At 47.8% G+C, this 12,610-nt stretch carries 10 protein-coding genes; all 10 read right to left on the bottom strand.

The genetic code is table 11. The features are described from left to right. The gene (gene recG / locus OCU21_RS07695; RefSeq protein WP_261806858.1) at nucleotides 1–2,031 is read right to left on the bottom strand and encodes an ATP-dependent DNA helicase RecG; all 2,031 of its coding nucleotides are present in this window, start codon (nucleotides 2,029–2,031) and stop codon (nucleotides 1–3) included. 111 nt (nucleotides 2,032–2,142) lie between these two features. Beyond that, nucleotides 2,143–3,807, bottom strand: coding sequence for a DAK2 domain-containing protein (fakA, locus tag OCU21_RS07690; RefSeq protein WP_261806857.1), 1,665 nt, complete (start codon nucleotides 3,805–3,807; stop codon nucleotides 2,143–2,145). Nucleotides 3,808–3,838: 31 nt separating this feature from the next. Further along, entirely contained in the window at nucleotides 3,839–4,207 is a 369-nt protein-coding gene (locus tag OCU21_RS07685; RefSeq protein ID WP_261806856.1) for an Asp23/Gls24 family envelope stress response protein, read from the bottom strand. Nucleotides 4,208–5,458: 1,251 nt separating this feature from the next. Further along, complete coding sequence (gene rpmB / locus OCU21_RS07680) at nucleotides 5,459–5,644, bottom strand: 50S ribosomal protein L28 (protein WP_057823002.1); 186 nt, start codon at nucleotides 5,642–5,644, stop codon at nucleotides 5,459–5,461. A gap of 220 nt (nucleotides 5,645–5,864) precedes the next feature. Beyond that, nucleotides 5,865–6,521 carry a thiamine diphosphokinase gene (locus OCU21_RS07675; RefSeq protein ID WP_261806855.1) on the bottom strand — a complete coding sequence of 219 codons (657 nt, stop codon included), beginning with the start codon at nucleotides 6,519–6,521 and terminating at the stop codon, nucleotides 5,865–5,867. 37 nt (nucleotides 6,522–6,558) lie between these two features. Then, entirely contained in the window at nucleotides 6,559–7,434 is an 876-nt protein-coding gene (gene rsgA / locus OCU21_RS07670; protein ID WP_261806854.1) for a ribosome small subunit-dependent GTPase A, read from the bottom strand. 72 nt (nucleotides 7,435–7,506) lie between these two features. Continuing rightward, nucleotides 7,507–9,531: a Stk1 family PASTA domain-containing Ser/Thr kinase gene (pknB, locus tag OCU21_RS07665; RefSeq protein WP_261806853.1), complete on the bottom strand. Its 2,025-nt coding sequence runs from the start codon at nucleotides 9,529–9,531 to the stop codon at nucleotides 7,507–7,509. Continuing rightward, a complete protein-coding gene (locus OCU21_RS07660; protein WP_261806852.1) occupies nucleotides 9,531–10,292 on the bottom strand; it encodes a Stp1/IreP family PP2C-type Ser/Thr phosphatase in 762 nt (253 codons plus the stop codon). The genes pknB and OCU21_RS07660 overlap by 1 nt, the downstream gene beginning before the upstream one ends. 24 nt (nucleotides 10,293–10,316) lie before the next feature. Continuing rightward, complete coding sequence (rsmB, locus tag OCU21_RS07655) at nucleotides 10,317–11,660, bottom strand: 16S rRNA (cytosine(967)-C(5))-methyltransferase RsmB (protein WP_261806851.1); 1,344 nt, start codon at nucleotides 11,658–11,660, stop codon at nucleotides 10,317–10,319. Continuing rightward, nucleotides 11,657–12,607 carry a methionyl-tRNA formyltransferase gene (fmt, locus tag OCU21_RS07650; protein WP_261806850.1) on the bottom strand — a complete coding sequence of 317 codons (951 nt, stop codon included), beginning with the start codon at nucleotides 12,605–12,607 and terminating at the stop codon, nucleotides 11,657–11,659. Before fmt ends, rsmB begins: the two co-directional genes overlap by 4 nt. Between the last annotated feature and the right edge of the window lie 3 nt (nucleotides 12,608–12,610).

Raw genomic sequence — 12,610 nt, 5'->3', positions numbered from 1 at the left:
TCAATCAAATTGATCTGCTGCTTGTTGAGCGCGCAGATATTGTGCTAGACCTTGGTTCTCCGCCGAACTTAAAGCCGGATCTGTCTCAAACATGGTTTGGACGACTTGGTGCGCCGCCAGAAGCGTGTTATTATTCGTGATCGGATCACCTAATTGGAACTCCGGCAACCCCGATTGCTTATCACCAAAAATATCACCTTGGCCTCGCAATTTCAAGTCAGCCTCGGCTAAAACAAAACCGTCATTGGTCGCGGTCATGATCTCCATTCGTTTTATCGCGACTTCATTAGTCGGATCCGCAATCAAATAACAAAACGCCTGCCGTTGACCCCGGCCAACACGACCGCGCAATTGGTGTAGCGTGGCCAAGCCAAAACGGTCCGCATTAAAGATCAACATCACATTGGCGTTAGGCACATCGACCCCGACCTCGACAACCGTGGTCGCCACTAGTACCTGCACCTTACCCTGACTAAAAGCCGCCATCGTCGTTTCTTTTTCCAGTGGCGTCATTTGACCATGAAGCAAAGCAACTTGGTAACGGGTCCCAAAATATTTTGCCAGCCGCTGGTACAGATCTTCAGCGTTTTTCAAGTTGACTTGGTCAGAATCACTGATCAAAGGCGCGATCACGAAAGCCTGATCACCCTGAGCCAGCTGTTGCTCAGTCAAAGCCAATGCTTGATTAGCCTCATTGGTTTTGACCCAAACTGTTTTGATCGGCCGCCGACCTGCTGGTAATTCATCGATCGTTGAGATATCCATCTCACCATACGTCGTGATCGCCAGTGTTCTGGGGATCGGAGTGGCAGTCATTGCCAAAACATCTGGATTCTGGCCTTTTTCCCGCAAAGCCCGCCGCTGATTGACGCCAAAACGATGTTGCTCATCAATGACGACAAACCCCAAGGCCTTAAAGTCAACGCCAGTCTGGATCAGAGCGTGGGTCCCGATCACGATATTACTGCGACCAGAGCTGATCGCCTGCAACCGCTGTTCACGATCAGCGGCTTTCAATGAGCCCGTCAGCAAAGTAACTTTCACTTGCATCGGCGCGAATAAGTGCGTTAGTTTTTGGAAATGTTGTTCGGCCAAGATCTCAGTCGGAACCATCAAGGCCGCTTGAAAGCCAGCCGTTACCGCAGCAAACATGGCGATCGCAGCAACGACTGTTTTCCCGGAACCCACATCCCCTTGCAACAAACGATTCATATGCCGGGGTGATTTCAAATCCAAACAGATCTCATTGACGACCCGCTTTTGCGCCGCGGTCAACCGAAATGGTAAGGATGCGATGAATTGACGCAAGGGCGTCAACTGATAAGGCAAGACTAAGCCTTGATCCGGATCTTGATCTTGTTGCCGCAATTGGGCGATCTGTGCTTCAAATAAGAAAAACTCACGGAAAATCGCAGCCCGCCGAGCCGCCGTTGATTCAAGCTGATTCTGAGGAAAATGCATTTGCCGGACCAATTCAAAATCAGTCAAGAGACGATAATGATCCCGTACCGATTCAGGGATCACGTCAGTCAAATTTTGTCCCTCTTGTTTAAAAGCGCTTTGGATCAAACTGATCAACTTTTTTTGACGGATGCCTTTATTCACCGAGTAGATCGGATCCAATTCGTTTTGAGTCTGTTGGGTGATCACTTTCATCCCCACGACCCGCTTTTGGGGCTCATTCCACTTGCCATAGATCGCCACTTCTTCATCAGGCACGAATTTATCTTTCAACCAAGGCTGATTGAAAAAAGTGGCGATCACAGCAACCTGGTCGATCAACAGGCGCACATTCAACCGTACTTTATGCGGACCAAAGCGGCTCAAAATAGGCTCACTGATGACCACGCCTTTAAAAAGTGCTTTTTCTTGATCCTGTAGTTCTGCTAATGGCCGCGCTTTTAGGTCATCATAACGAAACGGAAAATAAAAAAGTAAATCACGGATCGTCTGGATCCCCAGTTCAGCCAAGGCGGTGACGGTCTTGGGTCCGACCCCAGCTAATCGACTGACTGAATCATCTAACACCATCTCGCCACCTCACTTTCTTGCCGATCAGATCGGGACCAAATAAAAATGGTAAACAAGTCCGCCTGGCAAAAATCCACCCACGCGTTCTTCTTTACCATGGAAAAACAATTGTTATTCGACCGCGATCAAATATGGGTAAACAGGTTGATCTCCTTCGTGGATCTCAACTTCGATCGCATCATCTTGAGCCGTGACTGCATCAGCCACTGCTTGTGCTTCAGCTTGATCACCAGTTTGCCCAACGATCAGAGTCACGATCTCGCTATCTTCGTCCAACATCTTTAAAGCGGTTTGGATCGCCGCTGTTTGCCGATCAGGATCATCAACAATGATTTTGCCATCAACGATCCCCATGAAATGATCTTTATGGATCTGCAGGCCATCGATCTCCGTATCGCGGATCGCTTGAGTAACAGAACCACTTTTAACTGTTGCTAACGCTGCAGTCATTTCACTTTGATTCTCAGCTAAGGCCGCTTCACCATTGAATGACAATAAAGCCGTCATCCCTTGTGAGATCGATTTGCTTGGCACGATCGCGACTTGAGCGTCAACCACCTCTGCCGCCTGTTGCGCTGCTAAAAGGATATTGCCGTTATTTGGTAAAACAATGACTTTTTCAGCCTTGGTGGCATTGATCGCGTCCGCGATATCCTGTGTACTTGGGTTCATCGTTTGCCCACCACTCAGCACATAAGTCGCACCCAAACTACGGAAGAGGTCCGCTACGCCTTCACCGGCGGCAATGGCAACGATACCCCATTCTTTAGCTTCTTCTGGCGCAGCCTCGTCTTGATCAACAATGGTCTCGTGTTGGATCCGCATATTATCGATCTTGATTTTTTCCAGTGCTCCATAACGTTGACCATAGCCGAGCACTTCACCAGGATTTTCTGTATGAACATGGACCTTGACCACTTCATCATCTGCCACGACTAGCAATGAATCGCCGATCTCACTGAGATGTTGCCGAAAATCATTGTAATCGAACTCATCATTCGTCGTTGCGTCTTTGCCCAATTCGATCATCATTTCAGTACAATAACCATTGACGATATCAGCCGTCGCCAAATGACTTTGAGCTGATTGATGATGAGTCGCGTTGACCATTTCATCCATTTCTTGCTCGTCGGGAACATAAACGTCTTGTTCAGCGGTTTCGCCGGACAAACCTTCAAGGAAGCCTTCATAAATGAAAACCAAGCCCTGACCGCCAGAGTCAACGACGCCGACTTCCTTCAAAACAGGTAACAGATTGGGCGTGTTCGCCAATGACTTCTTCGACGCTTCCACTAATGCCCGCATGATCTCAATGATATCATCCGTCTTCTTGGCCTTGAGGAGCGCGCCCTTGGCTGCTTCACGCGCCACAGTCAGGATCGTCCCCTCAACTGGCTTCATTACTGCTTGATAAGCAGTCTGGACCCCACCAGTAAACGCATCGACTAGATCCTGCGCATTTAAAACTGTTTTGTGCTCCATACTTTTCGCAAAACCACGAAACAGTTGTGAAGTGATCACGCCGGAATTACCCCGCGCCCCCATCAATAAGCCTTTAGCAAAAGCCTTGGCTAAAGTCCCAACATCGGACGCGCTAGATTCATTGACCGCTTTAGCACCAGATTTTACCGTCAAATTCATATTTGTCCCAGTATCCCCATCGGGCACCGGAAAAACATTCAACGAATTGACAAAATCTGCATTTAAACCAAGTCGATGGGCTGCTACCCGTACCATATCTTGAAATTCTTTTGCTTGTATCTCTTTTAGCTCCACAGTTGTTCCTCCTGATGACATTTACTCAACTTTAATCTAAATCGCCAAGGACCTTGACACCCTGCACGAACACATTGACTGAGTTTGCTGCCATCCCAAGCATTGATTCAAGATTGTATTTTACTTTATCTTGCACATTTCGACAAACCTCAGAGATTTTAGTACCATAAGCAACGATGACATAAACATCGACCGCCACGTCGTCGCTTTCTTGGCGGACCACAACACCGCGAGCATAATTCTCGCGCCGCAAAATTTCATTTAAATTATCGCGGATCTGATTCTTACTAGCCATTCCCACGATCCCGTAGATATCGGTTGCCGCACCGCCGACCACAGTAGCGATCACGCTGTTGGCGATGTCGATCTCACCATATTTTGATTTGATTTTGACTGCCATATGGCGCCTCCTATAATGATTCTATACTTATCATGATAGCATTCCACTCACCATTTTAGCATAATACCAGCTCATTTGAAAACAAGATGTACAGAAAAGATCAGAGTGCAAAGCACAACGGGTTGCCTTCGAGCATTAACCTAGCAATTGCTTTGGAAGCAGCACTTTGCTTCCGAAACAATTGCGTAGTTAAGCACAGAAGTCAGTTGTGCGGAGCACGTTTCCAAGCGGAGTGCAAAGCACAACGGGTAGCTTCTGAGCATTAGCCTAGCGATTGCTTTGGAAGCAGCACTTTGCTTCCGAAACAATTGCGTAGTTAAGCGGAGGACGCTGTTTCAATGATGGCCGCGGGCTGCGTTGCGTGTGGCGGGTGAGCTCGCTGTGGGCGCTGTTTTAAGCCTCGCTTTGCGAGTCTTAAAATCAGGCCTTGGTCTAAGTGGCACAGCCACTAAGACCAATTTCACGGTGATCTTACCCGCCACACTCCACTCCGCCCGCTCAACCATTTTAAGTAAATCAAGCTGCCACGCCATAGTGCCTGCTCATTTAAACTGACAAATCCCCACGCAATTGACGACCATGGCTAGTGGTCACAAGTCCGCACAGATAGTGACATCGTAACAATTAGCTTGATGATTGCTGGCAACTCTCGTCAAACAGCTGACAGGACTTTTCTCGACAATTGAAGCGATAACATTTTGTCCACCACACTAGCAAAAACACTTCGTAACCTACTTCACCCAGATTGCAGATAAGCTCGATACTGCCCAGCAACCGCTTCAGGGCGTGTGGCTCTATCCAGAGTGTGAGCCGACCTGGGCGGCTTCTGAGCATTAGCCTAGCTCTTATTTTGGAAGCGTTCCTTGCTTCCGGAATAAGAGCGTAGCTAAGCGGAAGAAGCTAGGTCGGCGAACACGTTTCAGCAGTGAAATTTGTCTTTGTAGGTGCGTCAGCAGCTACTTAGACAAAGGCTCGATTTGAAGACAAGCCGCCGGTTTTGCGGATTGGCTTCAAACGATGCCCACTGCGTTCCAGCCACTACAAACGCCCTGAGGCGGTTGCGTCCACACCCAAACCCGGCACACCCTGCAAGCAGTCAAGTCAGTAAATGCAGAAGCCGCACTTTGCAAATCGGCTCAAGTCAGGGGGCCAAGTAGCCGTACTGATGTTATTACAGCTATTTTGTGATTCTAATAGGACAACAAAAAAGACCACAGCGACAAAGGCTGTGATCAACTTTTTAAACACGTACTAGACGCGTGTAACTTTACCTGATTTAAGTGCACGAGCAGAGACCCAAACGCGTTTAGGCTTGCCGTCAACTAAAATACGAACCTTTTGAAGGTTTGGCTTCCAAGTGCGGCGTGATGAGTTCAAAGCGTGTGAGCGCTTGTTCCCGAAACTTGTTTTACGTCCAGTAATAAAATCTTTAGCCATTGTCGTACCTCCTTCTTGGTTATGTATTCGTAAAAAGCTTACCTGATTAAATTTATCATAAATGACATGTTGGTGCAAGCATAATTTTAAAAAGTTAAGCTACCAATAGCGCCGGTCAAACGCCAACCAACCATCTTAATCAAGACAACTTTACTAGTGTACACTGAAGCCAGCCTGAAAGCAACCTTTGTTCGATCGCGATACCTAATATTTTCCCAACTCATTCATCCCGAGCTAAGATCACGGCAACTACCCCGGCGCGAAAAGAAAATTTAGCCACCGTTCCCGGCAGAAATTCATTACTCGACCATGATGTGGGAAAATCGACTGAGTAATGGCTGAGTGGATATTTGACTTGGCTAAGGTTAAGATCTGTGATCGCGGTCAGCGTGACGAACGCCAGATAACGATATTGAAGGTCAGGCACTAGAGAATGATCGCCTGGTCCATAAAACCTGATTTTGTTTTGTCGATCTTGAATCGTGACCCGCCCTAGCCACTGACGGTAAGCTGGCATGGTCATCATGAATAAATTGACTAGCTCGTGATCAAGTCGTCCACCTGTTGCGCCGAAAAGTTCAACTTGATCCGCTTTAAGGTCAGAGAAAGCTGTCGTCAGGGCCCATTGCGAATCTGTAAAATCTTTATCAGGTAAGGCGTAGCGAAGATCTGCCACTTTTTGTTCCACACGCAAACGTTCAGCAGGTGATAGTGAATCAAAGTCGCCTAAACCGATCAAAGGCGTGACGCCATGATCGAACAGCCAGATCAAGCCATGATCGACGCCGATCCACTCGGTCTCATGTAATTCTTTTTCCGTCATTGGCGGTATTTGCGCTGCCGGTCCACCTAGCATGATCCGGATTTTTTTGATCACTACTTTTCTCCCCTTCTAAACCAAAAGCGATCATTGCTCAACGATAGTTTGGTTTAAGTGCCGCTAATTCTTGATGCAACTGTTGGTAATCCTCATAACGAAATTGAGCGATCTTACCCTGATCAAGCGCGGCCTTGACCGCACAATCAGGTTCCTGCAGATGCAAGCAGCCGCGAAAGCGACATTGGTCCGCCAACGCCACAAACTCAGGAAAAAGTGTGGGCAATGTCGTTACGGTGATCGCGGTCAGATCTAATGAAGAAAAGCCCGGTGTGTCCGCGACCAAGCCAGCCGCGCCAAACGGATATAACGTGACTGTTCGAGTCGTATGCTTGCCGCGATTCAAACTGTTTGAGATCGCCGCTGTCGCCAAATCTAACTGAGGCAATAAATGATTGAGTAACGTCGACTTACCCGCACCCGACTGCCCCATCACAACGGTTTCCTGACCAGCGAGTAGTTGCCGCAATTCATGAAAATCTGTTGAAAGTTCCGTAGTCCCCAGCAAAACTGGATAGCCGATTTTACGGTAAACAGCAAATATTGGCAACAATTGCTCTTGCTGCTCAACGGTCAGAAGTTCAAATTTACTGATATAGATCAAAGGTTTGATCGAACAAGTGGCCAAGTAAACCAAATAACGATCTAACAGATTTGACGAGAATGCTGGCTCGGCCGCGCTCATGACCACGATTGCTTGATCGATGTTGGCGATCGGCGGTCGGACTAATTCATTTTTTCGCGGCTCGATCGACAGTAAATAGGCGTCCGCAAATTCGACAAAGTCACCCACTAACGGTTTGATCCCCTGCTTGCGAAAATTACCGCGCGCACGTGTGCGTATGATCGCGCCATCTGCTTGGACCACGTCATAAAAACCACTGATCGACTTGATGATCTTTCCTGTCGCCATTCTTCCCCTCGCTTCGACTTGATTACTTTGCTGTTTCACACGCAGCTGCCGGATGATCTGTCATCCTGGCCTTTATTGCGTCACTGACTCGCTGGCATATAATTCGCCATCACGTAAAATCCGGTATTGCGCTGATTCGCCATTTTTGACGGTAAAGCTTAATGTTATGTTGGTATTTGTCGAGATCATCATCGTGCGATAAAGCGTCTCGATATTATGATTCTCATCGCCGATATAGATCGTGATCTTATTCTGAGCAACTGATGAACTACTACTTGAATCATCAGTTGTACTACCTGTACTCGAAGAATCGCTATTATTCGCCAAATAAGTGATCGGGATCACCTTATCAATAGTCTTGACGGAATCATTTTTACTTGAAGATGAGGATGAAACACTGGTCGGATCCGTCCCGGCTGACATTTTAACAGTGACTGTGGCTCCTGAAGATACAATGGTGTCTTTGGCTGGGTCAGTGCCAATCACCACTCCCGATTCAACTGTACTACTGTATTCTTCTACAAACGTCACATTTAGACCAACATCGTCCGCATAATCCTGCACATTCTTCTTGGAGTAACCACTCAGATCGCGTAACTTGAAAGTTGGTTCGCCTGTACTGACCGTCAATGTTATCGTCGACTTCTTAGCCACGACCTTTTTGCCGGCGGTAATACTTTGTTTGATGATGCGACCAGCGGCGATCGAACTGGATGACTTATTCTTACGTTTGACAGTAAACCCTGCCTTGGTCAGCTTTTCTTTGATCTCACTATATTCCAAATCGTGATAATCCCTGACCTGATAAGTTTTAGCGCCCTGACTTAAAACTAGCTTGACTGTACTATCGGCCTTGACAGAACTTTTCTTACCGGGGATACTGCGAATCACCAAATCTTTGGCGATAGTTGCGCTATTCTCGTAAACCAATTCGCCAACTTTCAAATCATGATCCGCTAGGGAACTGGTGGCTTCACTTTGAGACATACCCGCTAAATCAGGTACGGTGACATCGTGTTTACCAAAGAGAATGATCAAGCCGATCACCAAGCCAACTAAAACAACCGCGCCGGCGATCACCCAAGGCAGCCATTTCCGTTTCTTTTTAGCTTTAGCTGTAGCGGATGCGGTCGGCTTAGGCGTGGCAGCTTCATCTTGCTGAAGCGTGGCTAATTCGGAAGTCGCTGTCGCCGCTGGCAGATCGGTCAAAACTTTAGTCGCCGCCAGATCTTGATCAACGCTGGTCGCCACAAACTTAGGTTCGTTTGCTCGGTCAATATCCAAAGATGTTTTTAAATCCTGAGCCATCGCGTGGGCACTTTGATAACGTTGATCTGGGTCTTTAGCGGTCGCTTTTAGGACCACATTCTCCAAAGGCTGGGGGATCTGATCATTTAAAGCGCGCATCGACGGGATCTCTTCATGAAAATGTTTCAGTGCGATCGTCACAGCTGAATCGCCAGCAAACGGTACTTTACCTGTTAACAATTCATAAAGAATGATCCCCAACGCATAAATATCCGAACGCGGCGTTGCCATACCACCACGAGCCTGTTCCGGCGAAATATAATGGACCGAACCTAGTAACGAGTTGGTCTGAGTCGCTGATTGATCATTCAAAGCCACCGCGATCCCAAAATCCGCGATCTTGACCTGCCCATTAGGAGTCACCAAAATGTTCTGTGGTTTGAGATCACGATGGATGATGCCCCGACTATGCGCCAACTGAACGGCTGACAAAATCTGATCCATCATATCCAAGACCTCACTCAACGGCAAAGGAAATTTTTGCTCGATGAAAGCCTTGAGATCTTCGCCCTTCACGTATTCCATGACGATGTATTGCATCCCATCATCACTGCCGACATCGTACACACTGACGATATTGGGATGTGAGAGTTCGCAAGTTGCTTTTGCTTCGCGTTGAAAACGGCGAATCGTCGCCTGATCATGTTGCAGGTCCATCCGCAAAACTTTGACTGCGACTTGTCGGTGTAAGAAAGTGTCTTCTGCCAAATAGACATTGGCCATGCCACCCTCACCAAGCGTGTCAATGATTTGATAGCGACCTGAAACCAAATAGCCGCGCTCCATCATTAGGATTGCACCTCCGTTTGCGTTGGCGCAGCTCCAAGCCGCGCTAAAAGAACTGTGATATTATCGGCACCACCATTAGCGTTGGCTTGCACGATCAAGCGTTGCGCCCGCTCTTTCAAAGAGGCAGTTTCGTCGCCAAGGATCAACGCCAACTGCTCGTCTGCGACCATATTCGTTAAGCCATCACTGCACAGGACGAAAAGATCATCATCTTGCCAATCACCAGTTCGAAAATCAGGTTGAACATCTTTAGAAACACCCAAGGTTCGTGTGATCACATTTTTTTGCGGATGGTGTTTTGCTTCTTCCGGACTGATTTTGCCATATTTGACCAACTCGTTGACCAGAGAATGGTCCTCTGTGATCTGGCGTAATTGTTGATCTCGGAAAAGATACCCGCGACTATCACCAATATTGGTCACCAAATAATGCTGACTCCAAATCATCAGGGCAACAAACGTCGTCCCCATCCCACTAAGATCAGCGAATTTACTAGAAGCTTGAATAATCCGACTATTCTCATCAGTCAACTCGGATTGAAGCCAGTCGCTTAATGACTGACGATCAGCGATGGTCGTCTGTTGAAAATCATGGCCGATCTGAGATACCGCCATTTCGGAAGCGACATCACCGCCTAAATGACCACCCATCCCATCTGCGACGATCGCAAACATAACGTTGGCTTGATTACGAAAAATAGCCACATAATCTTGATTATTGGCGCGCTTTTTCCCAATATCTGTTAAATAAGTAATGTCCATAATCTCTCACCATCTCAATCGATCTTAATCAATGCGTTGTAGACAGGCAATAAAGAAGCCATCGCTATGTTCATCATCCATCAGTAATTGCAGACCTAACTCACCTTCTGAACGGGTGATCTGCGGCGCAACAGGGACTGATCGCTGTACATAATTAGGATGATCTGCCAAGAAAGTGGCGATCACTGCTTGATTCTCCGCGGCTAGTATCGTACAAGTACTGTAAACCAAATAGCCACCGCTTTTGACTTTAGGTGCGACCGCCGCTAAAATCTCCCCTTGGATCTGAGGTAGCCTGGCGATCCCGGCTGCGGTCTTGGCGTAACGGATCTCTGGTTTACGCCGCAATAGCCCTAAACCAGAACAAGGTGCGTCGACCAAGACCCGATCAAAAGTCTGATCCGCAAAAGCTTGATCGACTTGACGGGCATCCAAAAGTTTCGTTGTGATCCGCTCGGCGACACCTAACCGTTGTGCGTTATCAACGATCAACTGTAATTTGTGCTGATGGATATCTAAAGCAGTCAAATGACCCCCTTGATCCGGGTCTAAGTAAGTCGCTAAATGAGTCGCCTTCCCGCCGGGCGCAGCGCAAGCATCCAGAACCTGATCGCTTGCCCGGACCTGTAAGGCCGGCGCCACTAACTGAGAGCTTTCATCCTGAAGCGTATAAGCGCCAGCCTGAAAAGCAGCTGTTTGCGCGAAATTCCCTTCTGGAGCGACCAGCCCGACTGGACTTAACTTGCTAAGTTGTAAGTTGGGAAAAGTCGGCGCTAATTCCGCCAACAGTTCCGTCGGTGTCGTCTTGACCGAATTGACTCGTAAAGAAGCTTGGGCCGGTTCGTTCAGGGTTTGATATAAAGCGCTGATCCGTTTTGCGCCATATTGCGCGAGCAAAGCCGTGGTTAACCAATTTGGCACTGAATAAGTTAGGCTCAAGCGTTGGGCCAGGTCAGGGATCATGGTGAAATCAAATTCCCCTTGACGTTGTGTTTGTCGCAAAACGGCATTGACCAAGCGTGCATATTTACCATGATCTCGGCGTTTAGCCAAGTTAGTCGCTTCATTCAAAATCGCGTGATCAGGAACTTTATCTAAGAAAAACAATTGATAGACGGACATCCGCAATAATACATGGACCCATAATGGCAATTGTTCCGGCTTTTTGACAAAACGCCGCCAGTCGTGGTCAAGGCGCATTTGCCACTGCAAAGTCCCGTAAACTAAACGGGTCACTAATTTTTGATCGACTGAACTAAGGTGACTGCGATTCAAAACGTGATTTAATTCTAAGTTCGCATATTGTTGTTTTGCTTCAATATTTTCTAATAGATCGGCCGCGACTTGACGTGCTGATGGTTGGCTCATGCGTTGATCACCAATTGCCCAGCGCCAAATTCATGGCCGTAACCATTCATAAAAGCGCTGATCGGCATCCTTTTCTTTCCTGCTATTTGTAATTCCTTGATCGCCCAGACAGAACCAGCGCCAGCTGACAGCCACAGTTGCTTCTTATCAGCCTTGACACAGTGGCCTGGTTCCAAACTAGTTGAAAGGTCAGCCACGGCGCTATCCCAGATCTTGACCCGGTGTCCTGCCAATTCTAAATAGGCGATCGGGTCTGGGCGCAGGCCGCGGACTTTATTCACTAGATCTTGGGCAACGTCATGAAGATCGAGACGTTCTTCTGCGGCGCTGATGTTTGGGGCAAAAGTCACTTTATCTGGATCTTGAGGCACTTTAACGATCGTACCGGCGATCACTTTTGGCAAAGTCTCCAGTAAAAGATCGCGCCCAGCTAAACTTAATTTTTCGAAGATCGTCCCATTGTCATCAAGCGCGCTGATCGGCACTTTCGTTTGACTCAGCATGTCCCCGGCATCCATTTTAGCGACCATTTCCATGATCGTCACGCCAGTCTCCGTATCACCATTGATGATTGCTCGTTGGATCGGCGCGCCACCGCGATACTTTGGTAATAACGAACCATGTACGTTCAAAGGCATGATCCGTGCTGCCGCCAATAATTTTTTCGGCAAAAACTGACCAAAGGCCGCGGTGATGATCAGGTCTGGTTGTAAGGAGATCATTTGTGCGAGTTCTGGACTACCCGCTAATTTTTTCGGCTGGAAAACAGGTAAATGTAGCTTCAGCGCCGCTGCTTTCACCGGTGTTGGGGTCAAGACTCGCTTACGCCCCACTGGCTTATCTGGCTGCGTAACAACAGCGAGGATCTCGTAGTCGGGTATTGCTGCTAATGCCGTTAAGATCGGAACTGAAAATTCCGGGGTGCCCATAAATATGATTGATGTCATGGC

The sequence above is a fragment of the Lapidilactobacillus luobeiensis genome (assembly GCF_024345205.1).
Lineage (GTDB): Bacteria > Bacillota > Bacilli > Lactobacillales > Lactobacillaceae > Lapidilactobacillus > Lapidilactobacillus luobeiensis.
This window is presented reverse-complemented; position numbering and strand designations above follow the sequence as displayed.